This is a genomic window from Flavonifractor sp. AGMB03687, from assembly GCF_017811815.1.
In the GTDB taxonomy this organism is placed as follows: Bacteria; Bacillota; Clostridia; order Oscillospirales; family Oscillospiraceae; genus Flavonifractor.
On sequence record NZ_JADKZI010000002.1, the window covers coordinates 286,930 to 311,434 of the forward strand.

The 24,505-nt window shown below is 62.5% G+C and carries 24 protein-coding genes; 11 read left to right on the plus strand and 13 right to left on the minus strand.

Translation table 11 applies throughout. From position 1 onward, the window contains the following. Positions 1–29 precede the first annotated feature (29 nt). On the plus strand, positions 30–2,714 hold the full coding sequence (locus J9789_RS04860; RefSeq protein WP_209342982.1) for a DNA translocase FtsK: 2,685 nt from the start codon (positions 30–32) through the stop codon (positions 2,712–2,714). Between the two features lie 65 nt (positions 2,715–2,779). Here J9789_RS04860 and J9789_RS04865 read toward each other — a convergent pair whose 3' ends face one another. The 3 genes from J9789_RS04865 to gltX form a co-directional block, all read right to left on the minus strand. Beyond that, positions 2,780–3,958, minus strand: a complete 1,179-nt coding sequence (locus tag J9789_RS04865) for an iron-containing alcohol dehydrogenase (RefSeq protein WP_209342984.1) — start codon at positions 3,956–3,958, stop codon at positions 2,780–2,782. 191 nt (positions 3,959–4,149) lie between these two features. Next, positions 4,150–5,508 (minus strand): PepSY1/2 domain-containing protein, encoded by a 1,359-nt coding sequence (locus J9789_RS04870; protein WP_209342986.1) that lies wholly within the window; start codon positions 5,506–5,508, stop codon positions 4,150–4,152. A gap of 56 nt (positions 5,509–5,564) precedes the next feature. Further along, the gene (gltX, locus tag J9789_RS04875; RefSeq protein WP_209342988.1) at positions 5,565–7,049 is read right to left on the minus strand and encodes a glutamate--tRNA ligase; all 1,485 of its coding nucleotides are present in this window, start codon (positions 7,047–7,049) and stop codon (positions 5,565–5,567) included. A 177-nt stretch (positions 7,050–7,226) separates the two neighbouring features. On the opposite strand from gltX, the gene trpS reads away from it, so the two are divergent. Genes trpS through J9789_RS04895 form a run of 4 tightly spaced genes read left to right on the plus strand, consistent with a single transcriptional unit; the run spans position 7,227 to position 11,292 of the window. After that, a complete protein-coding gene (gene trpS / locus J9789_RS04880) occupies positions 7,227–8,228 on the plus strand; it encodes a tryptophan--tRNA ligase (protein WP_209342990.1) in 1,002 nt (333 codons plus the stop codon). Positions 8,229–8,249: 21 nt separating this feature from the next. After that, positions 8,250–9,347: an MraY family glycosyltransferase gene (locus J9789_RS04885; protein WP_209342992.1), complete on the plus strand. Its 1,098-nt coding sequence runs from the start codon at positions 8,250–8,252 to the stop codon at positions 9,345–9,347. After that, positions 9,344–10,492 carry a UDP-N-acetylglucosamine 2-epimerase (non-hydrolyzing) gene (gene wecB, locus J9789_RS04890; RefSeq protein ID WP_209343001.1) on the plus strand — a complete coding sequence of 383 codons (1,149 nt, stop codon included), beginning with the start codon at positions 9,344–9,346 and terminating at the stop codon, positions 10,490–10,492. The genes J9789_RS04885 and wecB overlap by 4 nt, the downstream gene beginning before the upstream one ends. Before the next feature lie 35 nt (positions 10,493–10,527). Continuing rightward, positions 10,528–11,292 carry a hypothetical protein gene (locus J9789_RS04895; protein WP_209343003.1) on the plus strand — a complete coding sequence of 255 codons (765 nt, stop codon included), beginning with the start codon at positions 10,528–10,530 and terminating at the stop codon, positions 11,290–11,292. On the opposite strand, the gene J9789_RS04900 is transcribed toward J9789_RS04895, so the two are convergent. The 3 genes from J9789_RS04900 to J9789_RS04910 are packed head-to-tail and all read right to left on the minus strand — an operon-like array spanning position 11,289 to position 12,255. After that, positions 11,289–11,564, minus strand: a complete 276-nt coding sequence (locus tag J9789_RS04900; RefSeq protein WP_209343005.1) for a hypothetical protein — start codon at positions 11,562–11,564, stop codon at positions 11,289–11,291. The genes J9789_RS04895 and J9789_RS04900 overlap by 4 nt on opposite strands. After that, positions 11,557–11,970 (minus strand): hypothetical protein, encoded by a 414-nt coding sequence (locus J9789_RS04905; RefSeq protein WP_209343007.1) that lies wholly within the window; start codon positions 11,968–11,970, stop codon positions 11,557–11,559. The genes J9789_RS04900 and J9789_RS04905 overlap by 8 nt, the downstream gene beginning before the upstream one ends. A gap of 24 nt (positions 11,971–11,994) precedes the next feature. Then, positions 11,995–12,255, minus strand: coding sequence for a hypothetical protein (locus tag J9789_RS04910; RefSeq protein ID WP_245185074.1), 261 nt, complete (start codon positions 12,253–12,255; stop codon positions 11,995–11,997). A 79-nt stretch (positions 12,256–12,334) separates the two neighbouring features. On the opposite strand from J9789_RS04910, the gene J9789_RS04915 reads away from it, so the two are divergent. Beyond that, positions 12,335–12,802: a metallophosphoesterase gene (locus J9789_RS04915; protein ID WP_209343012.1), complete on the plus strand. Its 468-nt coding sequence runs from the start codon at positions 12,335–12,337 to the stop codon at positions 12,800–12,802. A gap of 18 nt (positions 12,803–12,820) precedes the next feature. Continuing rightward, positions 12,821–13,606, plus strand: a complete 786-nt coding sequence (locus tag J9789_RS04920) for a type III pantothenate kinase (protein WP_209343014.1) — start codon at positions 12,821–12,823, stop codon at positions 13,604–13,606. 35 nt (positions 13,607–13,641) lie between these two features. Here the strand turns inward: J9789_RS04920 and J9789_RS04925 are convergent, their stop codons facing one another. The 7 genes from J9789_RS04925 to nth form a co-directional block, all read right to left on the minus strand. Next, entirely contained in the window at positions 13,642–14,421 is a 780-nt protein-coding gene (locus tag J9789_RS04925) for an ABC transporter ATP-binding protein (RefSeq protein WP_209343016.1), read from the minus strand. Then, on the minus strand, positions 14,414–15,361 hold the full coding sequence (locus J9789_RS04930) for an ABC transporter permease (RefSeq protein ID WP_209343018.1): 948 nt from the start codon (positions 15,359–15,361) through the stop codon (positions 14,414–14,416). Before J9789_RS04930 ends, J9789_RS04925 begins: the two co-directional genes overlap by 8 nt. A 128-nt stretch (positions 15,362–15,489) precedes the next feature. Further along, positions 15,490–16,509 carry an ABC transporter substrate-binding protein gene (locus J9789_RS04935; RefSeq protein ID WP_209343020.1) on the minus strand — a complete coding sequence of 340 codons (1,020 nt, stop codon included), beginning with the start codon at positions 16,507–16,509 and terminating at the stop codon, positions 15,490–15,492. Between the two features lie 171 nt (positions 16,510–16,680). Further along, positions 16,681–17,703: a rod shape-determining protein MreB gene (gene mreB / locus J9789_RS04940; RefSeq protein ID WP_087334274.1), complete on the minus strand. Its 1,023-nt coding sequence runs from the start codon at positions 17,701–17,703 to the stop codon at positions 16,681–16,683. Positions 17,704–17,866: 163 nt separating this feature from the next. Continuing rightward, the gene (locus tag J9789_RS04945) at positions 17,867–18,523 is read right to left on the minus strand and encodes a phosphoribosyltransferase family protein (protein WP_209343022.1); all 657 of its coding nucleotides are present in this window, start codon (positions 18,521–18,523) and stop codon (positions 17,867–17,869) included. Further along, positions 18,520–18,699, minus strand: a complete 180-nt coding sequence (locus tag J9789_RS04950) for a hypothetical protein (RefSeq protein ID WP_209343023.1) — start codon at positions 18,697–18,699, stop codon at positions 18,520–18,522. The genes J9789_RS04945 and J9789_RS04950 overlap by 4 nt, the downstream gene beginning before the upstream one ends. Positions 18,700–18,860: 161 nt before the next feature. Then, the gene (gene nth / locus J9789_RS04955; protein ID WP_209343031.1) at positions 18,861–19,508 is read right to left on the minus strand and encodes an endonuclease III; all 648 of its coding nucleotides are present in this window, start codon (positions 19,506–19,508) and stop codon (positions 18,861–18,863) included. Positions 19,509–19,646: 138 nt separating this feature from the next. On the opposite strand from nth, the gene glyA reads away from it, so the two are divergent. From glyA to J9789_RS04975, 4 genes are all read left to right on the plus strand, one after another. Next, complete coding sequence (glyA, locus tag J9789_RS04960; protein WP_280842599.1) at positions 19,647–20,888, plus strand: serine hydroxymethyltransferase; 1,242 nt, start codon at positions 19,647–19,649, stop codon at positions 20,886–20,888. A 140-nt stretch (positions 20,889–21,028) separates the two neighbouring features. After that, positions 21,029–22,069 (plus strand): S-layer homology domain-containing protein, encoded by a 1,041-nt coding sequence (locus tag J9789_RS04965; RefSeq protein ID WP_209343033.1) that lies wholly within the window; start codon positions 21,029–21,031, stop codon positions 22,067–22,069. Positions 22,070–22,151: 82 nt separating this feature from the next. Then, the gene (locus tag J9789_RS04970) at positions 22,152–23,423 is read left to right on the plus strand and encodes a replication-associated recombination protein A (RefSeq protein ID WP_209343035.1); all 1,272 of its coding nucleotides are present in this window, start codon (positions 22,152–22,154) and stop codon (positions 23,421–23,423) included. 167 nt (positions 23,424–23,590) lie between these two features. After that, positions 23,591–24,490 carry a M23 family metallopeptidase gene (locus tag J9789_RS04975; RefSeq protein ID WP_348633632.1) on the plus strand — a complete coding sequence of 300 codons (900 nt, stop codon included), beginning with the start codon at positions 23,591–23,593 and terminating at the stop codon, positions 24,488–24,490. Positions 24,491–24,505 lie beyond the last annotated feature (15 nt).

Sequence of the window (24,505 nt, forward strand, 5' to 3'; positions counted from 1 at the left end):
GGAAACCGACCCCGAAAGGATTTGATACCATGGCCACAGCTAAGAAGAAAAGTACCGGCGGGAAGCGGACCGCGTCTTCCAGCCGGTCCTCCTCTTCCAAACGCACCACCACCAGTACCCGCAGCAAAAAGCCCGCTCCCCGGCCTGTGCGCCGGGAGGTGGGGGCGGTGGTGTGTTTGCTGCTGGCCATTTTTGCCGCCCTGGGCTACTTTCATATCCAGGCCATCTTCATCGACTTCTTCTGCGGCCTGGTGAAGGGCCTCATCGGCTACGGTTATCTGTTGCTGCCTCCCATGCTGCTGGTGGCCAGCGGCATCCTGGCCTTCCATCGCGGCCGTCCGGTGCGGCTGCGGGTGTGGTGCGCCCTGCTGCTGCCGGTACTGGCCGGTGGGTTCTTCCACCTGTTGCTGGCCAAAGGGGAGTACGCCTGGACGGCGGAGCTGCCCAAGCTGCTGTGGACCCAGGGTGAGACTCTGGCCAGCGGCGGCGTGGTCAGCGGCGTCATGGCCCTGGGCCTCACTGCCGTTTTCAGCAAGATCGGCGCCGGCATCATCTTTGCGCTGCTGGGCGCCGTGCTGGTGATGGTGGCCTTCCGCATCTCGCCCACGGAAGTGGTGGACAGCCTGCGCAGCCGTCCCCGGGCGGAGTATGAAGAGGAGGAGCTGCCCGAGCCCCGTCCCCGCCGGAGAGCAGCGGAGCCGGAGCCGGTGCGGGAGAGACAGGTCCCCCAGATCGACATTCCTGTGGACGAGGGTCCCCTGGTGGGCAAGAAGCGGGAGCCCAAGCCCATTGAGAAGAAGGAGCGCTTCTTCAACCGCAAGCCGTCGGTGCCCACCCCCGACCAGGTGCTTACCGGGACCACGGAGGCTCCGGTCACAGCCGAGCCCACCGAGGAGGAAGCCCTGCCCTTTGCCGCGCCGGTGGAGCCCGCGCCCCAGCCGGTCCAGCCGGAGCCCGTGGCGGTGCAGCAGCCCCAGCCTGTGCCGGAACCTGCACCTCAGCCGGTACCCGAGATCGAGCGGGAGCCGGCGGTGCCTCCCGCTCCGGCTGCTACCACCAAGGCCCGCCAGAAGGAGGAGGCCGCCCAGGCTGCCGCCGAGGTGGCCCAGGACATTGCCCGCAGCCTGGAGGAGGAGCCCATGGCCTACCAGTATCCCCCCGTCTCTCTGCTGACGGAAGGGGAGGGGGTATCCAGCTCCGACGTGGCGGGGGAGCTGCGAGCCAATCAGGCCCGTCTGTCCGACACCATCCGCTCCTTCGGCATCGACGCCAGTATCTCCAACGTGACCCGCGGTCCCTCGGTGACCCGGTATGAGCTGGAGCTGGACCAGGGCGTGCGCCTCAACAAGCTGACCAATCTGGCCGACGACATCGCCCTGGCCCTGGGCGCCACCGGTGTACGTATCGCGCCCATTCCCAACAAGATCTCCATGGTGGGCATCGAGGTGCCCAACCGTCTGGTGTCTCCCGTCTATATCCACGACGTCATCGACTCCAAGGAATTCCGGGACAACCCCTCCAAGGTGTCCTTTGCCGTGGGTAAGGACATCGGCGGCAACAACATCGTGGGCAACATTGCCAAGCTGCCCCACCTGCTGATCGCCGGTACCACCGGTTCCGGTAAGTCGGTGTGTACCAACTCCCTCATCATCTCCCTGCTGTACAAGGCCACCCCCGAAGAGGTCCGCCTCATCATGGTGGACCCCAAGATGGTGGAGCTGGGCATCTACAATGGCATTCCCCATCTGCTCATCCCGGTGGTTACTGACCCCAAGAAGGCGGCCGGCGCCCTCCAGTGGGCGGTGGTGGAGATGATGAAGCGGTACCGGGCCTTTTCCGAGATCGGAGTCCGGGACCTGGCCAGCTACAACGCCCATGCCGCCAAGACCGACGACATGGAGAAGATGCCCCAGATCGTGGTGGTCATCGACGAGCTGGCCGACCTGATGCTGGTGGCCGCCAAGGAGGTGGAGGAATCCATCTGCCGGGTGGCCCAGATGGGCCGTGCCGCCGGTATGCACCTGATCATCGCCACCCAGCGTCCTTCCGCCGACGTGATCACCGGCCTGATGAAGGCCAACATCCCCAGCCGCATCGCCTTCGCCGTGGCGTCCTCGCTGGAATCCCGCATCATTCTGGACACCACCGGCGCGGAAAAGCTGGTGGGCCGGGGCGATATGCTGTACTTCCCCCTGGGCTCCGGCAAGCCCCAGCGTGTCCAGGGCTGCCTCATCTCCGATGAGGAGGTGGCCGCCGTGGTGGGCTTCATCAAGCAGAACAGCGGCGGGGCCGAGTACGATCAGGAGATCATGCACGACATCGAGAAGCACGCCGCCGAGAAGGAGAAGGGCTCCAAGGGTGTGGGCGGCTCCGCACCGGAGGATGTGGGAGACGACTACGACGAGCTGCTGCCCTCCGCCATCGAGGTGGTGGTGGAGACCGGTATGGCCTCCGTGTCCATGCTCCAGCGGCGGCTGAAGCTGGGCTACTCCCGGGCCGCCCGGCTGGTGGACCAGATGGAGGAGAAGGGCGTGGTTGGCCCCTTCGAGGGCTCCAAGCCCCGCCAGGTGCTCATCACCAAGGAGCAGTGGCAGCAGATGCAGTTCAAACAGGACATGCAGGAGGTGCCCCCTGAGCCCGTTCCCGACGAGTTGGAGTTCGAAGGGGACGCCATTCCTCAGAGCCGGGACATGCCCCCCTTTGATATGGATTAAATGCAAGAGGAGCGCAGTCGTTTGACTGCGCTCCTCTTGTTTTATGGGTAAGGGTTTGAGGGGAATCAGAAGTTGACCTCTTCACCGTAGTAGATGCAGGTGAAGAGCTTGGCCATGGTCTCGGGATCAATGGGACGGGGGTTGGAGCCGGTGCAGGCGTCGCCCACGGCGTTCTCCGCGATGGCAGCCAGCTTATCCTTGAACTCGTCCTCGATGATGCCGAAGTCCTTCAGGGTGTTGGGGATGCCCATGGCGTCGTTCATGGAGCGGATCTTGGCGCGCAGGCCCTCCACACACTCCTCCACGGTGCCGGTAATGCCCATGGTCTTCGCGATGTCGGCATAGCGCTCCGCCACGCCGGGCGCTTTCGCGTTGTAGGCGATGACGTAGGGCAGGTACATGGCGTTAGCCAGGCCATGGGTGATGTGGCCGGTGGAGAAGGCGGCGCCCGTCTTGTGGGCCATGGAGTGGACGATGCCCAGCAGGGCGTTGGAGAAGGCCATACCGGCCAGGCACTGGCCGTAGTGCATCTCCTCGCGGCAGGACATGTCGCCGTTGAAGGACTTGATCAGATCATTGTTCACGATGTCAATGGCCTTGAGAGCCAGAGGATCGGTAAACACGGTGTGCAGGGTGGACACATAGGCCTCGATGGCGTGGGTGAGGGCGTCCATACCGGTGTGAGCCACCAGCTTGGGAGGCATGGTCTCCGCCAGGGCGGGGTCGATGATGGCCACGTCAGGGGTGATGTTGAAGTCGGCCAGAGGATACTTGATGCCCTTCTGGTAGTCGGTGATAACGGAGAAGGCGGTGACCTCGGTGGCGGTGCCGGAGGTGGAGGGGATGGCGCAGAACTTGGCCTTCTGGCGCAGCTCGGGGAAGGAGAAGGGGGTGATCAGGTCCTCGAAAGTGGTCTCGGGGTACTCATAGAAGGCCCACATGGCCTTGGCGGCGTCGATGGGGGAGCCGCCGCCCATGGAGATGATCCAGTCGGGCTGGAACTCACGCATCACCGCGGCGCCGCTCATGACGGTCTCCACGGAGGGATCGGGCTCCACGTTCTCGATGAGCTTGGTCTCAATGCCGGCTTCCTTCAGATAAGCCACAGCCTTGTCCACGAAACCGAAGCGCTTCATGGAGCCGCCGCCCAGCACCAGCACAGCGCGGGTGCCCTTCAGATTCTTCAGGTTCTCCAGGGCGTCAGGACCATAGTAGATATCTCTGGGAAGAGTAAAACGGGACATGGTAAGTACCTCCGGATAATTCATAAATATTCAATCGTTAAATGTTTAACGATCTGACGGCCCCTATTATGGCATATTGTTAATTCTTTGTCAATCATCTCAAAAGAAACTATGTGTTCCAAACTTTACGTTTTACCAAACAACAGAGAAAAGGCTATGTAGAGCGCACAGATGTGCGCCTAAGACAGCACTCAGAGCACCAGAGTGCCGTTTTCGTCCTCCAGCAGCAGAAGGATGTGCTGCTGCTTGCCGGTGAGGGCGTTGACATAAATGAGCACATGGGTGCCGTTTTGGGCCTGACATTTGAACTCATGGCACAGCACCTCGTCCTCGCCGCCGGTGGGGATGAGGGCCAGCTGATGGGAGAGAACGGTGAGGGAGTCGTCCACCAGAGCCTGGGCGGTCTGGGCGTCTACCGTGGGGGAGGGAAGGGACCGGCCGCCGTGGTGGGTGAGATAGCCTGCTGCCTCAAAGCCCACGATGTCCCCGGTGTCCAGGGCCACCGACACCTTCACCAGGTCGGGATAGCAGTACACGCCGTCCTCCACCGGGGCGAAGTTCACCGACAGCACCCCGTCCTGCTCCATGAAATAGCTGGGGGCCATGTTGGCATAGCCTTTTTCCGCCAGGAAAGCGGCCGCCTTCTCGCAGCCCTCCGCCCGGCTGAGCACCGGTTCTCCGGCGGTGCGGGAGGTAAAGAGCTCTAAAATCTGGCCTCCCTGGCAGGTGACCTGGACATAGAGCTGCCCGCCGTCCACCAGGGCGGTGAAGCCGTAGGAGGGCAGGTTCCCCTCCGACTTGGCGCTGAGGGTGAACACCTCGGGCCGCAGATCCAGGAGGGAAGCCGCCGCCTCCCGGGCCTCCTCCTCGGTTACCTGGGGCAGACCCTCCAGCATACGGGGGGCGCGGCCGTCCAGGTGCTCGGAGAAGGGGCCGTCGTAGATCAGGGTGGGCACCTCGGGGAAGTCGGACTCCACGCTCTGGAAGGCGGAGCCGCCGTTGACCTGATCGCTGCCATCCTCCGCTGCCAGCCGCTCACGGGCTTCCGCCAGATCCTCCGGGCGGATGGCCCCGGTGCTGAGCTGAGCCTGGAGGGTCTCCAGGGTGAGGGAGAGCTGGCCGGCGGCTTCCGATAGCTGACACAGGGTGTCCCGGTGGTCGTCGGTGCACACCAGCTCCGCCGTGGTCCCCTGGGCCAGGGCCATGGCGTAATCCCCCGCCCGGGCCAGAAAGGCGGCGGTCTGCTCCAGTTCCACGTTGCCGTAGGGCAGTTCACCCAGAGCCGCCTGGGCGGCCTGGGCCTTGGAGTAGGCCTGGGCGCACAGGGAGGCGAACAGGGCAGGGGAGGTGGCGTGGCTCACCTTGGTGAGGGCCGTCTCCAGCTCCCCGGTGGCGGTGGTCAGCTCGGCAAAGGCGTGGAGGTAGTTGTTGTCCAGCAGCCGGCGGTACTGTCTGGCCTGGGCGTGGCCCTGAATGGCAAAGCCGGCGGTAACGGCGAAGGCCGCCGCCAAAAAGCTGACGGCCAGCACCCGCATCTTCTGTTTTGACATAAAAAACGCCCCCTTTTACCGCTAGTATGGGTAAAAGGGGGCATGCTATGTGACACTTATTTTGCCAGCTGAGCCATGCCCAGCTTGATGCGGCGGAGGGTCTCCTCCTTGCCCAGGATGTGGCACAGTTCCACCGCGCCGCCGGGGGTGACCGCCTTGCCGGACAGGGCGGTGCGCACCGGCCACATGATGCGGCCGTTCTTCAGCTCCAGATTCTGGGCCAGGCCGATGAGGGCGTCGTGAATGGCGTCGTAGGTCCACTCAGGCAGGCTCTCCAGCACGGGCAGCACCTGCTCCAGGGCCTCCAGGGAGTTCTCCTCGTTGGTCTTCATCTTCTTGTGGCAGTACAGCTCGTTGGAGTACTCGGGCAGCGCGTCGAAGAAGTCCACCTGGGGGGCGATGTCCAGCCAGGTGTCGCACCGGGGCTGCACCAGGGGAGCGATGAGCTTCAGGTCGATGCCGGGGGTCTTGACGGCCTCCTTCAGGTAGGGCTCGGCGCCCTCGTAGAAGGCCTCGGGGGAGAGAGCCCGCAGGTAGTTGGCATTGAAGTACTTCAGCTTCTCAATATCAAAGATGGCGGGGGACTTGGAGATGCCGCCGATGTCGAAGACGTCGGCCAGCTCGCTGAGGGTAAAGAACTCACGCTCGGCGTACTCGCCCTTGGGGGACCAGCCCAGCAGGGTGACATAATTCACAACCGCTTCGGACAGGTAGCCCATGGCGATCAGGTCCTCGTAGGAGGGGTCGCCCTTGCGCTTGGACATCTTGTTGTGCTGATCCCGCATAACGGGGGAGCAGTGGATGTAGGTGGGCACCTCCCAGCCAAAGCCCTCGTAGAGCAGGTTGTACTTGGGGGCGGAGGACAGGTACTCGGAGCCGCGGACCACGTGGGTGATGCCCATCAGGTGGTCGTCGATGACGTTGGCGAAGTTATAGGTGGGCAGACCGTCCCGTTTCATGAGCACCTGGTCGTCCAGGGTCTTGTTCTCCACGGTGATGTCGCCGAAGACAGCGTCGGAGAAGGTGGTGGTGCCCTCAGCGGGGATGCGCTGGCGAATGACGTAGGGCTCGCCGGCGGCCACACGGGCCTTGGCTACCTCCGGGTCCAGATCCCGGCAGGGATCGGCGGCCCGGTCAAAGTCACCGGAGTCCTCCTCGGACTCGGTCTTCTCACAGAAGCAGTAGTAGGCGTGGCCCTTCTCCACCAGCAGCTCGGCAAACTTGCCGTACAGGTCCCGGCGCTGAGTCTGGATGTAGGGGCCCACGGGGCCGCCCAGATCGGGACCCTCGTCCCAGGTCAGGCCGCACTTGCGCAGGGTGTTGTAGATGACCTCGGTGGCGCCTTCTACCAGACGGCCCTGGTCGGTGTCCTCAATGCGCAGGATGAACTTGCCGCCGTTGTGGCGGGCGATGAGCCAGGTGTACAGGGCGGTGCGCAGGTTGCCCACATGCATGTAGCCGGTGGGGGAGGGGGCAAAGCGGGTACGCACGCCGTCGTGGGGGATGCGCGCCTCCAGTTCCTCAAACCATTTCAGATCCATACAGATCCCTCCGTCAAAAAAATACCCGGTGATCGGGTGTCAAATCGTAACCTTTATTTTACCGTTTTGCCCTTAGAATTGTCAATAGTGCAGCCCTCTTATTCTTGTCAACCGGCAGGAATTGTGGTATTATATCGTCAACTATGCGGAAATCTCTTACAAGGGTGTGAACTTGTTATGGAAACCAATAAAAAAGTCATTTTCAGCGGCATCCAGCCCAGCGGCGCCCTCCATCTGGGCAACTATCTGGGTGCGCTGCGCAACTGGGTGGCCATGCAGGATGAGTACAACTGCGTCTACTGCGTGGTGGATGAGCACGCCATCACCGTCCGTCAGGACCCCGCCGCCCTCCGCCGCCAGACCATTGAGCTCTTTGCCCAGCTGGTGGCCTGCGGTATCGACCCGGAGAAGTCTATCCTCTTCATCCAGTCCCATGTGCCCGCCCACGCGGAGCTGGCCTGGGTGCTCAACTGCTACACCATGTTCGGCGAGCTGTCCCGCATGACCCAGTTCAAGGACAAGTCCGCCCGCCACGCCGACAACGTCAACGCCGGTCTGTTCACCTATCCCTCCCTGATGGCGGCGGATATCGTGCTCTACCAGGCCGACCTAGTGCCGGTGGGCGAGGACCAGAAGCAGCACGTGGAGCTCACCCGCAACATCGTGCAGCGCTTCAACGGCGTGTACGGCGACGTGTTCACCATGCCCGAGGCCTATATCCCCAAGGTGGGCGCCCGGGTCATGAGCCTGAACCAGCCGGAGAACAAGATGAGCAAGTCCATCCCCGAGGGCTGCGTCTACCTGATGGACAGCCCCGATGAGATCATGCGCAAGTTCAAGCGGGCCATCACCGACAGCGACACCGAGCGCTGCGTCCGCTACGACCGGGCCAACAAGCCCGGTGTGGCCACCCTCATGGACATCTACGCCGCCGTCACCGGCAAGACCTACGAGCAGATTGAGGCGGAGTTTGAGGGCAAGGGCTACGGCGCCTTCAAGCCCACCGTGGGCGAGGCCGTGGTGGAGCTGCTCCGTCCCATCCGGGAGGAGACCACCCGCCTGCTGGGCGACAAGGCCTATCTGGAGGGCCTCTACCGCGCCGGTGCCGAGAAGGCCAACGCGGTGGCCCAGCGGACCCTGCGCAAGGTCCATAAAAAAGTGGGCTTCATCCCCCGCTGATACAAAAGGAGCATCTTTCCTATGCCGATCAATTCCGAGCTCCCCCTGATGGGGATCGTGGCGGCCGCGCTGGTGGTGGCCCTGCTGGTGGCCCTGGTGGCCACCCCTGTGGTCAAGAGCCTGGCCTTCAAAATGGGTGCGGTGGACGTGCCCAAGGACAACCGCCGTATGCATGACCATCCCATTCCCCGGATGGGCGGCCTTGCCATTTTTCTGGGCTTCCTGCTCAGCGTGCTCCTCTTCCTGGATCTGGACGAGCAGCTGCGGGGCATGCTGCTGGGCGCCACCATCATTGTGGTGCTGGGCATCTTTGACGATATCTACAGCCTGGGCGCCAAGCTGAAGTTTTTGATCCAGATCGGAGCCGCCCTGGTGGCGGTGCTCTCCGGCAACGTCATCGAGACCCTGTCCAACCCCAATGTCTTTTCTTCCGACCTGTACTGGGACCTGGGCTGGCTGTCCATCCCGGTGACTGTGCTGTGGATCGTGGCCATCACCAACGCCGTCAACCTGATCGACGGCCTGGACGGCCTGGCCTGCGGCGTATCCACCATCAGCTCCATGACCCTGCTGGTCATCGCCCTGGTGGTGAGCGAGGGCAACGTGGCCATCCTCATGGCCGCCCTGGCCGGCGGCTGTATCGGCTTTTTGCCTTACAACATGAACCCGGCCAAGATCTTCATGGGGGACACGGGCTCCACCTTCCTGGGCTATATCCTGGCGGTGGTGTCGGTGCAGGGCCTCTTCAAGTTCTACACCATCATCTCCTTTGCCGTGCCCTTCCTGATGCTGGGCCTGCCCATCTTTGATACCGCCTTTGCCTTCATCCGCCGTATCGCCCACGGCCAGAGCCCCATGCACGCCGACCGCAGCCATGTGCATCACCGGCTCATTGACATGGGCTTCAACCAGAAGCAGGCGGTGGCGGTGCTCTATATCATCAGCGCCATCCTGGGTCTGTCCGCCGTGGTGCTCACCACCAGCGGCCCGGTGAAGGCCATGCTGCTGATGATGGCTCTGTGCTTTGCTGGGGCCATTGCCGGGCATATCTTCCTGAGCAACAACCGTAAGGAACAGGAGCAGGAACAGGAAAAGGGGCAGGAGGAAGAAGAGAAATGAAACAGATTCGTGTTATGACCATTTTCGGCACCCGGCCGGAGGCCATCAAGATGGCCCCCTTGGTGCAGGAGCTTCAGAGTCGGCCCAACATCACCTCTATCTGCTGTGTTACCGCGCAGCACCGCCAGATGCTGGACTCGGTGCTGGACATTTTCGGACTCAAGCCGGAGTATGACCTGAACATCATGGAGCCCCGGCAGACCTTGTCCACCATCACCACCAAGTGCCTGCTGGGCATGGAGGGGGTGCTGGAGGAGGCAAAGCCCGACCTGGTGCTGGTCCATGGTGACACCTCCACCACCTTTGCCGGTGCTCTGGCCGCCTTCTACCATCAGGTCAAGGTGGGCCATGTGGAGGCCGGTCTGCGGACCTGGGACAAGTACTCCCCCTTCCCGGAGGAGATGAACCGCAAGCTGGTGGGCGACATTGCCGACCTGCATTTCTGTCCCACTCCCGCCAACGTGACCAACCTGGCCCGGGAGGACATCACCGACGGGGTGTTTATCACCGGCAATACCGTCATTGACGCCCTCAAGACAACGGTTGTAAAGGATTATCACTTTGCGACGGAACTGCTCAACAAGCTGGACTATGAACATAAGAAGGTCATCCTGGTCACCTGCCACCGGCGGGAGAATTACGGCCAGCCCATGGCCAACATCATGACCGCCCTCCGCCGGGTGGCCGAGACCTTTGAGGACGTGGAGCTGGTGTACCCGGTCCACCTGTCTCCCGTGGTGCGGGAGGCGGCGGACAAGTATCTGTCCGGCCACGATCGCATCCATCTCATCGATCCTTTGGACGTGGAGGAGATGCACAACCTGATGGCCCGGTCCTATCTGGTGATGACCGACTCCGGCGGCCTGCAGGAGGAGGCTCCCGCTCTGGGACGGCCTGTGCTTGTCCTGCGCCGGGAGACCGAGCGGCCCGAGGCTGTGGAGGCGGGCACCGTGAAGATCGCGGGTACCGAGGAGGAGACCATCTTCCAGATGGCCTCCCAGCTGCTCACCGACGAGAAGGCCTACCACGCCATGGCCCACGCGGTCAACCCCTACGGCGACGGCTTCGCCTGCAGACGCATCGCCGACGCCATTGAGTGGCAGTTCGGCCTGCGGGAGGAGAAGCCAGAGGAATTTAAGGCCTGAGCTTGTCTCAAAAGCTGATATAAGGAGGGAAGGGCATGGAACGGCGCAATCGGAATATTCTGGTGGTGCTCATCGGCATCGTCATTGTGGTCGCCATGCTCTCCAGCTTCGGACTGGGGCTCTTTGCCCCCGATACCGCCAAGATCCAGCTCCCCACCCCCGGCGCCAGCCAGTCGCCGGAACCGGCGGGGAATGAGGACTATGTGCGGGTGGAGATCACCCCACAGACCGTCCAATATGTCATTGAACACACCCTCTCCCGGCCGGAGAGCTACGGCCGCACCGTCACCATTGAGGATTTCTGGGGCGAGGGTCAGAGCGGCGTCACCCGCGCCACCGTTTGGGTGGACGGCGGGTGGACCCATACCACTGCCACCCAGCCCGGCGGCACCGTCCGCCACTCCATCGTGGGGGACGACCAGTTCTGGCTGTGGTACGAGGGAAGCAGCCGGGTGCTCACCGGTTCGGCGGACGAGGACTCCGCCGACCTGGAGGGCCAGCGCATCCCCACCTATGAGGACGTCCTCAAGCTGAAGGAGAGCGACATCGCCGCCGCAGGCTATGAGGACAAGGAAGGTGTGGCCTGCATCCATGTGGAAACCGTCCCCGACAGCCAGGGCTATGTAGAGAGCTACTGGATCTCGGTGGACAGCGGCCTGCTGGCCTGTGCCGAGACCAGCCTGGAAGGCCAGCTGGTCTACCGGATGAGCGCCTTTGCAGTGGAACGCCCGGTTCCGGCGGACGCCTCCTTTGCGCTGCCCGACGGCACGGTGCTCCACACCGTGGGGAGCGGCAGCTAACTCAGGCCCAGCAATAGCACCAGGGCCAGGGTGATGACCAGCTCCATGTCGTCCCCCTCCAGAAAGAGAAAGAGCAGGATGAGCAGCAGCAGGACATCTCCGGTGTCCAGGCTGTCCAGCTTCAGACTTTTCAGCAGGTCGCCCAGCGGCCCGCCTTTGCCCTTGCCCCCCGCCTTCGGGGGGCGCTTCTCTTCCCGGGGCGGGGGAGTGGGCGCGTCCTCCTGGGGAATCCTGGTGTAGGAGGTACCGTTGGGTATGTAGCGGTTATACATCGTCCTCCTCCTCTCCCCGGTCACGGAACATCTTCAGGGCCGTCCGGATCACCCGGGTGAGTCGGGCGATGCGGACGGCCTGATCCATTTTCTCCTGGCGCTCAGGCTTGAGAAAGGGCTTGAGGGCGGCCAGCAGGGCGGTCTTTTTGTCGTCCTGGGCGGAGTATTCCGACAAAAGCCCCATGCCCATCTGGAGCAGCTTGGGATCTAGCCCCGCCAGAGCGGACAGGGGAGAGGGCTCCTCTTCCACGGGAGGAGGGGCGGCTTCCGACCCTTCCGCCTGGTCAGGCGGTTCCTCCTGGCGCTCCTCCTGCTTGCCGGAGAGGGACTGGGCCAGAGACATGATCTGCCCCATGGCCTGGGGATCGCCCAGGATCTGGTTCAGTTGTTCTTCCCACTGGGCCATGGGCCATCCCTCCTTGTTGAACTGCTAGTCTTGCCTGGGTGCGGTCTGGCTGAGCCGCTCCACCAGCTTGGAGCCCTCAGGATTCTGCATCACCTGTCGTACCATGGCCAGCAGGTCCTTGGTGTCGCCCAGGGCGGCGGACGCGGCGGCGCTCTTCAGCTTGCCGCCGGAATTGCGGTTGAGCAGCTCCATGAGCCGCTGGGCGTCCTCTGAGTGGACCACCTGCTCCAGAATGGCCCGGTTCTGCTCCAGCATGGCGGCGGGGTCGGCTTTCTTCTGATCCAATACCATCAGCTCCGTTCTATACGCATTATTATAATGGCGTTCACTTCATTATATGTGCCCCCATGGGGAAGGTGATTGTATGAAACTGCTGATTTTTTCCGATTCCCACGGCAATGTGGCCAATATGGAGGACGTGGTGCGGCTGGAGAGCCCCGACCGCATCCTCCACCTGGGCGATCTGGCCCGGGATGCTCAGGAGCTTGCGGAGAAATTCCCCCACATTCCGGTGACCTATGTGCCGGGCAACTGCGACGGACGGCGGCCCGACCTGCCGGAGGAGCGGGTGTTCACCCTGGACGGCTGCAAGATCCTCATGACCCACGGCCACATCTACCACGTGAAGATGGGCATGGGCATGGCCATCCGGGCGGCCCGGGAGGCGGGCGCCCATCTGCTTTGCTTCGGCCACACCCATGAGGCCTTCTGTGAGTTTGAAAACGGGCTGTGGATCGTCAATCCCGGCTCGGTGGGTACCTTTGGACCGCACACCTACGCGGTGGCCGTGCTGGAGGACGGCGGCGCTGTGTGCTACCTCAGTCAATTATAAGAAAGGGAAGGGATGGCTATGCTGCTTGCGGTAGACGTGGGCAACACCAATATGGTGTTCGGCATCTATGAAGGGGAGGCGCTGAAGGGCAGTTTCCGCACCATGACGGACGGAGACCGCACCTCGGACGAGCTGGGTCTGCTGGTGTGCCAGTACTTTCAGCGCTTCGGGCTGGAGCTGGACCAGATCGAGGACGTGGTCATCGGCTCGGTGGTGCCTCAGGTAATGCACACCCTGACCAACGCCATGAAGAAGTACGTGGGCAAGACCCCGCTGGTGCTGGACGACGGACTGGACCCCCGGCTGCCCTATGTGCCCTGCGCCAGCGAGGAGCGGCTGGGCCCCGACCGGGCGGCAGCGGATATCGCCGCCATGGCCAAGTACGGCGCGCCCCTTATCGTGCTGGACTTCGGTACCGCTACCACCTTGGACGCGGTGAGCCGGGACGGGGTATATCTGGGCGGCTGCATCACCGCCGGTGTGCGGGTATCCATTGACGGCCTGTTCCAGAAGACCGCCCTGCTGCCCCGGGTGGAGCTGGTGAAGCCGGACACCGTGCTCAGCACCACCGCCGTGGGCCAGATCCAGGCGGGCGCCGTCATGGGCTACATCGGGGCCATGGAGTACCTGATCCGCCAGGCCAAGGCGGAGATCGGGGAGCCTGACGTGAAGGTGATCGCCACCGGCGGCCTGGCCCGGATGGTGGCGGACAACACCGACCTCATCGATGTGGTGGACCCCCAGCTGGTGCTGGATGGCCTGCGCATCATCTATGAGCGGGAGAAAAAGGCCGGAAATGCGTAAAAAAACCGGGTACCTCACAGGTACCCGGTTTTCTTTTATTCGCTGAGCAGCATCCGGTCGCTCTCCACGTTGAACTTGTCCAGCAGATCGCGGACGGTGAGGTTCTTTTTCTCCTCGCCCCGGATGTCCACCACCACACGGCCGCTGTCCATCATGATGAGGCGGTTGCCGTACTGGATGGCGTTTTTCATGTTGTGGGTGACCATCAGGGTGGTCAGGTTGTCCCGGGCCACGATGTTCTCGGTGATCTGGAGCACCTTGTCGGCGGTCTTGGGGTCCAGGGCGGCGGTGTGCTCGTCCAGCAGCAGCAGGTCGGGCTTCTGCAGGGTGGCCATCAGCAGGGTGAGGGCCTGCCGCTGGCCGCCGGAGAGAAGACCCACTTTGCTGGTCATGCGGTCCTCCAGGCCCAGGCCCAGAATGGCCAGCTTCTCCCGGTACAGCTTGCGCTCCTCATTGTTGATGCCGTAGCGCAGGCCGCGGGACTGTCCCCGGCGGTAGGCCAGGGCCAGATTCTCCTCGATGCCCATGGTGGCGGCGGTGCCCATCATGGGGTCCTGGAACACACGGCCCAGGTACTTGGCCCGCTTGTGCTCGGGCAGGTTGGTGATGTCCACGCCGTTGAGGGTGATGGTGCCCGCGTCCACCGGATATACACCGGCGATCAGGTTCAGGGTGGTGGACTTACCGGCGCCGTTGCCGCCGATGACGGTGACGAAGTCGCCGTCCTCCAGGGTCAGGTCCAGGCCGTTGATGGCCACTTTTTCGTTGACGGTGCCCCGGTTAAAGGTCTTATAAATCCCTTTCAGTTCAAGCATTGGGGTTGGCCTCCTTTCCGGCGGCGGCAGGAATCTTCATCTTGCCCCGGAAATATTTGCCCTTCCAGTAGGGGATAGCTAGGAAGATGGCTACCACCACGGCGGTGATCAGCTTCAGGTCGTTGGTGTTCAGACCGGCGGTGAGAACGATCTGGATGACCACATAGTAGATCACCGCGCCCAGAGCCACGGACAAAAGCTTCAGAGCAAAGTTGCGGAAAATGCGGCTGAAGAGCACCTCACCGATGATGACGGCGGCCAGACCGATGACGATGGCGCCGCGGCCGGCGTTGACGTCGGCGAAGCCCTGGTACTGGCAGTAGAGGGCGCTGGCCAGAGCCACCAGACCGTTGGAGATCATCAGGCCCAGCACCTTGTTGAAGTTGACGTTGATGCCCTGGGCCCGGCTCATGTTGGGGTTGGCGCCGGTGGCACGGATGGAGCAGCCCAGCGCGGTACCAAAGAACCAGTAGAGCACGGCGATGACCACGATGGTAAAGATGATGGCCACAAAGATGGGATTCTCCAGGGTCAGGCTGCGCACGTTGCGCAGGGAGACCAGCAGGTCGAAGTTGTTGGGGTTGATGGCGGTGTTGGCCTTGCCATCCATGATCCGCAGGTTGATGGAGTAGAGGGCCAGCTGGGTCAGGATACCGGCCAGGATGGCGGGGATGCCCATGAAGGTATGGAGCACGCCGGTGACCAGACCAGCCAGCATGCCGGCCAGGAAGGCGCACAGCATGGCGACCCACACATTGACGCCGTTGGTCATCAGGATGATGCAGACCGCGCCGCCGGTGGCCATAGTGCCGTCCACCGTCAGGTCGGCCAGATCCAGTACTTTATAGGTGATGTACACGCCGATGGCCATCAGGCCCCAGATCAGTCCCTGCGCCACCGCGCCGGGCAGCGCGGAGAGCAGGCTAGTGAAAAAGTCCACGTTTGATTCCTCCCGTACGATTATCTGTGCTGCGTACACACAGTGTTATATGATACAGCAAAAAGCGGAAAAGGAAAGGCCTTTTCCGCTTTTTGATTTTTTTAGAGTGCCAGGAAGGGAAGAGCGGCTCAGCCCTCGATGGCGGTGTAGCCGTCGGGAATGGTGATGCCCAGAGCCTCACAGTTGGCGGCGTTGTACATCTTGGTGAAGTTGGGGGCGGACTGCACTTCCATATCGCCGGGGTTGGCGCCGTTCACCAGGATCTCGTAGGCCATCTCACCGGTGACCTCGCCCAGCTCGTAGTAGTCGATGGACAGGGTGGCCACGCCGCAGCCGGCGCAGATGCCCTGCTCGCCGGCGATGACAGGCACCTGGGCGGGGAGGACCACGTTGGCAATGGCCTCGGTGCAGGAGGCGGCGGTGTTATCGGTGGGGATGTAGATCACGTCGCTGTTGGAGGCGGCGTTCTGCGCCACGGAAGCCACGTCGTTGGAGTCGGTGAAGGCGTACTCGGTGCAGGTGTAGCCCATTTCCTCCAGGATCGGCTTGATGGTGTTGATCTGGTAGGCGGAGTTGGGCTCAGCGGAGCAGTAGAGCAGGCCCACGTTGGTGGCGTCGGGGAAGAGCTCCTGGAGCATCTCGGCCTGGCCGTCCAGAGGAGCCAGATCGGTGGTGCCGGAGATGTTGGTGCCGGTGGTGCCGGTCCAGTCGCTGACACCCAGCGCAGTGCCGTAGTCAGAGATGGAGGTGCCCAGGATGGGGATGTCCACGGTACCGGCCTGAGCCGCCTGCAGGGAAGCGGTGGCGTTGGCCATGATCAGATCCACGCCGGAGGAGACAAAGCCGTTGACGATGGTGGTGCAGTTGGCGGAGTCGCCGGAGGCGTTCTTCAGATCAAAGGTAACGGAGCCGCCGTCAGCCTCGATGAGTTCCTTCAGCTTATCCTGGAAACCCTGGGTGGCAGCATCCAGCGCCTCGTGCTGGGTCAACTGAACGATACCTACGTTGTAGCTGCCCGCGGAGCCGGAGCCGGTCTCGGTGCCGCCGGAGGGGCTGTTGGCATTGCCGGAATCGGAACCGCCGCCGCAGGCGGTCAGGGACAGGGCCATAACGCCGGTGAGCAGGCCGGCAAGCATTCTCTTCTTCATCACATCAAACCTCTTTCCTGCGTAAGTAGGTGAGCGTTTCCAAAAAGCTCATCTTGCTTTTGCAGTTTAGCACTTAAAAGGCCAAAAGTCAAGTATGATATTTCTTTGTCAATCCGGGCAGAAAAAAGGGGCGTGCTGCAGGTGTGCAGCACGCCCGATCGAGGGTCATATTCAGTTCATCTGCTTGCGGCGGGACAGGTTGATGGTACCGTCCTGCATGGAGTCCACGTCGTCCAGGCTCTTGCCGGTGCCGTAGGCCACGCAGGAGATGGCGTCGTCAGCCACATGGGTCTCGATGCCGGTGTGGGACTCGATGAGCTTGTCGAAGCCCCAGACCAGGGAGCCGCCGCCGGTCATGACAATGCCGTTGGTGGAGATGTCGGCCACCAGCTCCGGGGGAGTGCGCTCCAGCACGCCGTGAATGGCCTCCAGGATGCGGGTGGAGACCTCCTCAAAGGCCTCGATCATCTCGCTGGAGGACACGGAGAACACGCGGGGCAGGCCGGTCATCAGGCAGCGGCCCTTGATCTCCACAGTCTGCTCCTCGGGGCGGGGGAAGACGCAGCCGATCTGCATCTTCAGCTCCTCAGCGGTGCGCTCGCCGATGAGCACGTTGTGCTTGCGGCGGATATACTTGATGATGGCCTCGTCGAACTGGTCGCCGGCGATCTTGATGGAGGTGGACTCCACGATGCCGGACAGGGAGATGACGGCGATGTCGGTGGTGCCGCCGCCGATGTCCACGATCATGTGGCCGTCGGGCTTGGCAATGTCGATGCCGGCGCCGATGGCGGCAGCCACGGGCTCCTCAATGAGGTACACCCGGCGGGCGCCGGCCTGGATGCCGGCGTCGATGACGGCGCGCTCCTCCACCTCGGTGATGCCGGAGGGGACGCAGATGACGATGCGGGGCTTGAAGAGCCGGAAGGAGGTCACCTTGCGGATGAACTCCTTGAGCATACGCTCGGTCATGTCGTAGTCGGAGATGACGCCCTCACGCAGAGGACGGATGGCAACGATGTTGCCGGGGGTACGGCCCAGCATCTGCTGCGCTTCCGTGCCCACTTTGAGCAGCTTGCCCGTATTCTTGTCAATGGCTACCACGGAGGGCTCCCGCAGCACCACGCCCTTACCCTTTACGTAAACCAGGATGGAAGCTGTACCCAGGTCGATACCGATATCCTTACTGAACATACCTGCACCTCGAAGTTCTTTGATCTATCTTGTGAATGGAGTGATTCTTCCAGTGTTCACATTTGCATGGAATCTCCTTTATTATACAGAAGTATGTCCGCTATTTCAACGTAAATTTCCGCTAATTTTCTGAAGATTCCCAGACAACACACGGTCAGACCGCCTATCTGGCCCGGGCTAAGGCGGCACATACCACATCGGACGCCCCCATGGTCCGCAGGGTGCGGGCGCACTCGGACAGGGTGGAGCCGGTGGTCACCACGTCGTCGATGAGGAGCACACGCTTGCCCGCCACCAGCTCCGGGTCTACCGGAGTGTAGGCCCCCAGCACGTTGGCCCGGCGCTGGGCGTCCTCGGTGAGCCCCGACTGGGGATCGGTGTTCCGCTCCTTCCGCAGAGTCTCCACCGCCACCTCGCCCAGCTCCAGGGCGGCGGCGCTGGCCAGCAGGAAGGCCTGGTCGTAGCCCCGCTCCTTTTTGCGCTGGGGGGAGAGGGGGACCCAGGTGATAAGGTCGTACCGCCCCGCCAGATGGTCGTGGACGCACTGGGCCACCAGCCGCCCATAAAGTTTATGGTAACCCCGGCGGCCCTTGAATTTGTAGCGGCGCACGGAGTCTCGTACTTTATCCTGGTAGCGCAGGGGTGCGGCGCACAGGGAGAAAAATTCTCCCGTCAGCTCCGCTTCACCGTCGGTCAGCCAGGGCAGCTCCCGCTGACAACGGGCGCACAGCCCATCCTCGCCGGTGTCCAGCACCTTCCCGCAGAAGACGCACTTGGGCGGGAAGAGCAGGTCCAGCACAAAGCCCAGCGGCCCGCTCATTTTGATTCCTCCGCCGGAATCGGCCCGTGCTCCTTTTCAAATTCCCGGATGCAGCTTTGGATCAGATAATGTGCCTGTCCATTGATGGTTCTGCCCTCGTAAGATGCAATATACCGCAATTTCTGATGGATCTCAGGCGTGACCCGTAAGCCAATGTGTTTGACCTCTTTTTCCATATCTTTCACACCTCCATCCGTCTTTGCGTGCGATTGCACGCATCCTGGATATATAGTATGAAAGATTAGATGGAATATGGGGGAGTGCACAAAATTGCACGCACAAAATTGGAGAAAAATCCGCCCTCCCCAGCAGGAAGGGCGGAAGGCATTGCAGGGGCTTACGCGCCGGTGCTCTTCTGGAAAAAGTCGCACCAGGGCCGCAGGGTGCAGTTTTGACAGTCGGGCCGCCGGGCCACGCACACCGCCCGGCCGTGGAGCACCATCCGGTGGCAGAAATCGCTGGATTCCTCCGGGGGAAGCACCTTGCGCAGCTGCATTTCGGTCTTGACCGGGTCCTTGGTGCCGTCGGTGAGGCCCAGCAGGCCGGTGATGCGGATGCAGTGGGTGTCAGCCACCACCACGCCGGGGGTCTTGTACACGTCGCCCAGAATCAGGTTGGCGGTCTTGCGGCCCACGCCGGGCAGCTTCAGCAGGTCCTCCATATTGTCGGGCACTACGCCGCCGTACACGTCTACCAGCATCCGGGCGGCGGCCACGATGTCCCGGGCCTTGGCACGGAAGAAGCCGGTGGAGTGGATGTAGGTCTCCACCTCGCTGACGTCGGCCTCCGCCAGAGCCTCCAGGGTGGGGAAGCGGGCGTACAGGGCAGGCGTGACCATGTTGACCCGCTCGTCGGTGCACTGGGCGGCCAGACGGACGGCGAAAAGCAGCTCATAGGGCTTGGGATATTGCAGGGAACACAGGGCGTCGGGGTAGAGGCGCTTGAGCTCCTCCACGATGGCAATGACATCCTGATGGTCTTTCATAGGATCACCTCGTTAGACAATATAACACACAATGCCCCAAAAAACGAGTGTGTTTTTCTCACGGTGACGATTGTAATTTTGGAAACCTTCCGGTATAATGAGTTAAATCGCTAAAAATTTGAAAGGTGGCGACAGACATTGGTCAAGGATATCATGGAGTTTCTCACCGCTCAGGACCCGGAGGTAGGCAAGGCCGTTGAGGCGGAGTATGCCCGGCAGCAGCGCAACATTGAGCTCATTGCGTCGGAGAACTTCGTCAGCCAGGCGGTACTGGCCGCGGCGGGCACGGTGCTCACCAATAAGTACGCCGAGGGCTACCCCGGCAAGCGGTACTACGGCGGCTGCCAGTGTGTGGACGTGGTGGAGGAGATCGCCCGCAAGCGGGCCTGCCAACTCTTCGGAGCCGACCACGCCAACGTGCAGCCTCACTGCGGCGCCAACGCCAACTTTGCTGTCTATCAGGCTCTGTGCGAGCACGGGGACACCGTGCTGGGCATGGATCTGGCCAACGGCGGCCACCTGACCCACGGCTCTCCCGTCAACTTCTCCGGCAAGAACTATCACATGGTGGCCTACGGCGTCAATGAGCAGGGCTACATCGACTACGACCAGGTCCGGGATCTGGCCAAGAAGCACCAGCCCAAGATGATCCTGGCCGGCGCTTCCGCCTACCCCCGCATCATCGACTTCAAGACCTTTGCCGACATCGCCCACGAGGTGGGAGCCTACCTCTTCGTGGATATGGCCCACATCGCCGGTCTGGTGGCCGCCGGGCTCCATCCCAACCCGGTGCCCTATGCCGACGTGGTGACCACCACCACCCACAAGACCCTCCGGGGTCCCCGCGGCGGCATGATCCTCTGCAAGGAGGAGCTGGCCAAGAAGATCGACTCCGCCATCTTCCCCGGCAGCCAGGGCGGCCCTCTGGAGCACATCATCGCCGCCAAGGCGGTGGCCCTGGGCGAGGCCCTCAAGCCTGAGTTCAAGACCTACCAGGAGCAGATCGTGAAGAACGCCGCCGCTCTGGCGGACGCCCTGCTGAAGGAGGGCTTCGATCTGGTGTCCGGCGGCACCGACAACCACCTGATGCTGGTGGACCTGCGGCCCGCCCACCTCACCGGCAAGGAGATGGAGCACCGCCTGGACGAGGTCAACATCACCGTCAACAAAAACGCCATCCCCAACGACCCCGAGAAGCCCTTCGTCACCTCCGGTATCCGGGTGGGTACCCCCGCCGCCACCAGCCGCGGCTTCAAGGAGGAGGACATGAAGGTCATCGCCCAGGTCATGTGGCAGACCGCCACCAACTTCGAGGGCAACCAGGAGAACCTGCGCGCCCAGGTGGCCCAGCTCACCGCCAAATATCCCCTGTACGAATAAGTGTGTTCACAAGGCCGCCTTCGGGCGGCCTTGTGTTCTTTCTGAAGTTTTTCTGAAAATCATGTCACAAATGGCCCGGTTGAAGCGATTTTATAGTAGAATGGTCGTACAGATACCAAACAGAAAGGAAGGTCATGATCATGAAACGAATTGCTTCTCTGGCCCTCTCCCTGGTACTGCTGCTGGGCTGTCTGCCCGCTGCCCTGGCGACGGAGGGGCCCTCTTCCTGGGCGGAAGAGGAGGTGAACCGCGCCGTGGAGGTAGGGCTGGTGCCCCAGTCCATTCAGGGGGACTGGCAGCAGCCGGTGACCCGGGGCGAGTTTGCCATGCTGGTCATCCGCTATCTGGCCGTGACCTATGGCCGCACCGATGAGCAACTGGTCAACGACTATATGACCTACTGCCCCGACCGCAACGGCGAGTTCTGGGGGGAGGAGGACTTCGGCGACGGGCTGACCTGGTGGCAGCGGTTCTCCGATGAGAAGAGCGGCTCCTACCTCACCGACCTGCCCACCGGGGAGCAGCGGGCTTACATCCAGTCGGCCTACCACATGGGGCTGGTCAACGGCAAGGGGGACGGTACCGTCTATGACCCGGAGGGGGCCATCACCCGGCAGGAGGCGGCCTGCCTGCTGGCCCGGGCCTATGAAAAGCTGGACCCGGAGGACCACCGGGTGGCCCTGTACAGCAGCTATACCGATTACAGCGCTATGGCTACCTGGGCGGTGGACAGCATTTCGTCCATGGTGGGATTGGGCATCATGGGGAGCACCTCTGCCTCCGCGCTGACCTTTGAACCGTCGGGCACCTACAGCCGGGAGCAGGCGGCGGTCACCTTCCTACGGCTGTATGAGGATGCCCCGGTGAGCGCCGTCAAGGGCAACGTGATCAAGCTGGAAGAGGCGGCTTACCAGCGGGCGGTGTGGAACGCCCTGCACAAGTTGGGCGTTGCCGACTCGCAGGTCCGCTTCCGGGCGGATACACCTTACGGCACCGTGCTGGCCCTGGAATACTCGGGCATGATGCAGTTCTATGAGACCCTGCTCTTCATCCCCAAAGACGGACAGACGGTCACCCTGTCCGGGCAGTCCGCAGGGGAGAACTGGACCCTCAGCGCGGACCAGACTACCCTGACCTACACCATTGACGGCACCGTGTACACGGCGGATCTGGCCACCTGACCCTTTACGAATACTCGAACACGTGTTAGAATGGAGCGGAAGAAATTCCGCTCCATTCTGCTTTGTAAGGGAGGTCGTTCCCATGACATACCGGCCTTTGGCGGACGAGATCCGGCCCCAGTCTCTGGAGGAGGTGGTGGGCCAGCGCCACATCTTGGGGGAGGGGGGACTGCTCCGCCGCATCATTGAGGGGGGGAACATCCCCAACCTGGTGTTTTACGGTCCCTCGGGCACCGGCAAGACCACGGTGGCCAACATCATCGCCAAGCGGACTAACCGGCCACTCCACCGGCTCAACGCCACCACCGCCTCCATCTCCGATATCAAGGATATCATGGGCCAGATTGGCACCATGCTGGCCCCCGACGGGGTGCTGCTCTACCTGGATGAGATCCAGTATTTTAACAAGAAGCAGCAGCAGTCCCTGCTGGAGTTCATGGAGAACGGCAAGATCACCCTCATTGCCTCCACCACGGAGAATCCCTACTTCTATGTCTACAACGCCGTGCTCAGCCGCTCCAGCGTCATTGAGTTCAAGCCCCTGTCTGCCGCCGACGTGCTGCCCGCCGTGGAGCGGGGTATCCGGCTCATGGGAGAGCGGCTGGAGGGCGAGGTGGTGTGCGAGGATGGCGTGAAGGAGCACATTGCCTCCGCCTGCGGCGGGGACGTGCGCAAGGCCATGAACGCCGTGGAGCTGCTTCTCAACTCCGCCAAGCGTGAGCAAGGAAAACTCCTTGTCACCTTGGAGGACGCCCAGACGGTGGCCCAGCGCTCCGCCATGCGGTACGACCGGGAGGGGGACGACCACTACGACATCGCTTCCGCCCTGATGAAGTCCCTGCGGGGCTCCGACCCGGACGCCGCCTGCCACTATCTGGCCCGGCTGCTGGAGGCGGGGGACATGATCACCGCCATCCGGCGGCTGCTGTGCTCGGCCAGTGAGGACGTGGGCATGGCCTATCCCCAGGCCGCCCTTATCGTCAAGGCCCTGGTGGACAACGCCCTCCAGCTGGGTCTGCCAGAGGCCCGGCTGCCTCTGGCCCAGGCGGCGGTTTTGCTGGCTACCGCACCCAAGTCCAACTCGGTGTACAAGGCCATTGCCGCCGCCCAGGCCGATATCCGCAAGGGCAAGACGGGGGACTACCCCCGACACCTCCAGAACGTCCACGCCGATTCAGCGGGCATGGAGCGGGACCAGGGGTATCTGTACCCCCACGATTTCCCCAACCACTGGGTGAAACAGCAATACCTGCCCGACCCTCTGGTGGGCGCCCACTACTATGAGTACGGAGACAACAAGGTGGAACAGGCCGCCAAGCGATATTGGGAGGCCATTTTCGGTTCACAGCGTTAAAATTCCAGGTTTGTCCGCATAAGCCGGTCCTCGGATGCATATAGATAGCCCACACTCATACAGAAGGGATGCGGGCCGGCATGGGGATGACGGAACAGCGAAGCGCCCGGCGAAGCGCGGGCATCAACAGAGGAACACAGCGGCCTGGACGAAAGGGATCAAAAACCGTGTTGGGTCCCCGAGAAAAACGGCGGATCATCCAGCTTACGGTGTGTCTGGCCCTGTTTTTGGCGGTATTTATCGGAAAGGGGATCTTTCCCGAGCGGATCGCGGGCCTGCGGACCCAGGTTTTGACGCTCCTGCGGGGGGACACGGATTTTGAGGCGGTCTTTGCCGATCTGGGCCAGTCCCTCTCCGACGGCAAGCCCATGGCAGAAACCCTGGGCGGGCTGTGGACGGAGGTATTGGGCGGGGGAGAGGTTGATTCAGCAGCGGGGGAGAGCCCCCTGTATGCCGTTCAGGTCTCCTACCTCAGCGGCTTCCCCGGACAGGGGGAGACAGGCATGCTGGGCCGTCCCCTGGAGGTGGAGGAGGTACCGGAGGAGGAGACTACCCCAGAGCCGGAGGTCACGCCGGAGCCTACCCCGACGCCGGAACCGGCGGTGGAGCACGTGGAATACAACGGACCTGCCCTGCCGGAAAACACCTCCATGGACAAGTACCGGCTGGACCTGGAGGAGACGGTAAGCCCGGTGATGGGGGTGCTGACCTCCCCCTTTGGCTGGCGGGAGCACCCGGTGGACGGGGAAGAGAAGTTCCATAACGGGGTGGATCTGGCGGTGAACATGGGTACCCAGGTCAAGGCCTTTGCGGACGGCGTGGTGGACTACATCGGTGACGACCCGGACCAGTACGGCCTCTACCTCCAGATCAGCCATGCCAACGGGGTGAAGAGTTTTTATGCCCATTGCAGCCAGCTGCTGGTGAGCCAGGGCCAGACGGTGAAAGCGGGAGACACAGTGGCCCTGTCCGGCGACACCGGCAATACCACCGGACCCCACCTGCACCTGGAGCTGCGGTTCAACGGGGTGCGCATCAACCCCATCTACTATATCGAGACCAGCTGAATGAGATGGGGGCGT

Bases quoted from the DNA above. Each gene is read 5' to 3' on its own strand.
- J9789_RS04860 (WP_209342982.1), top strand. From the start codon at position 30: ATGGCCACAGCTAAGAAGAAAAGTACCGGCGGGAAGCGGACCGCGTCT.
- J9789_RS04865 (WP_209342984.1), bottom strand. From the start codon at position 3,958: ATGTCCCGTTTTACTCTTCCCAGAGATATCTACTATGGTCCTGACGCC.
- J9789_RS04870 (WP_209342986.1), bottom strand. From the start codon at position 5,508: ATGTCAAAACAGAAGATGCGGGTGCTGGCCGTCAGCTTTTTGGCGGCG.
- gltX (WP_209342988.1), bottom strand. From the start codon at position 7,049: ATGGATCTGAAATGGTTTGAGGAACTGGAGGCGCGCATCCCCCACGAC.
- trpS (WP_209342990.1), top strand. From the start codon at position 7,227: ATGGAAACCAATAAAAAAGTCATTTTCAGCGGCATCCAGCCCAGCGGC.
- J9789_RS04885 (WP_209342992.1), top strand. From the start codon at position 8,250: ATGCCGATCAATTCCGAGCTCCCCCTGATGGGGATCGTGGCGGCCGCG.
- wecB (WP_209343001.1), top strand. From the start codon at position 9,344: ATGAAACAGATTCGTGTTATGACCATTTTCGGCACCCGGCCGGAGGCC.
- J9789_RS04895 (WP_209343003.1), top strand. From the start codon at position 10,528: ATGGAACGGCGCAATCGGAATATTCTGGTGGTGCTCATCGGCATCGTC.
- J9789_RS04900 (WP_209343005.1), bottom strand. From the start codon at position 11,564: ATGTATAACCGCTACATACCCAACGGTACCTCCTACACCAGGATTCCC.
- J9789_RS04905 (WP_209343007.1), bottom strand. From the start codon at position 11,970: ATGGCCCAGTGGGAAGAACAACTGAACCAGATCCTGGGCGATCCCCAG.
- J9789_RS04915 (WP_209343012.1), top strand. From the start codon at position 12,335: ATGAAACTGCTGATTTTTTCCGATTCCCACGGCAATGTGGCCAATATG.
- J9789_RS04920 (WP_209343014.1), top strand. From the start codon at position 12,821: ATGCTGCTTGCGGTAGACGTGGGCAACACCAATATGGTGTTCGGCATC.
- J9789_RS04925 (WP_209343016.1), bottom strand. From the start codon at position 14,421: ATGCTTGAACTGAAAGGGATTTATAAGACCTTTAACCGGGGCACCGTC.
- J9789_RS04935 (WP_209343020.1), bottom strand. From the start codon at position 16,509: ATGAAGAAGAGAATGCTTGCCGGCCTGCTCACCGGCGTTATGGCCCTG.
- mreB (WP_087334274.1), bottom strand. From the start codon at position 17,703: ATGTTCAGTAAGGATATCGGTATCGACCTGGGTACAGCTTCCATCCTG.
- J9789_RS04945 (WP_209343022.1), bottom strand. From the start codon at position 18,523: ATGAGCGGGCCGCTGGGCTTTGTGCTGGACCTGCTCTTCCCGCCCAAG.
- J9789_RS04950 (WP_209343023.1), bottom strand. From the start codon at position 18,699: ATGGAAAAAGAGGTCAAACACATTGGCTTACGGGTCACGCCTGAGATC.
- nth (WP_209343031.1), bottom strand. From the start codon at position 19,508: ATGAAAGACCATCAGGATGTCATTGCCATCGTGGAGGAGCTCAAGCGC.
- J9789_RS04965 (WP_209343033.1), top strand. From the start codon at position 21,029: ATGAAACGAATTGCTTCTCTGGCCCTCTCCCTGGTACTGCTGCTGGGC.
- J9789_RS04970 (WP_209343035.1), top strand. From the start codon at position 22,152: ATGACATACCGGCCTTTGGCGGACGAGATCCGGCCCCAGTCTCTGGAG.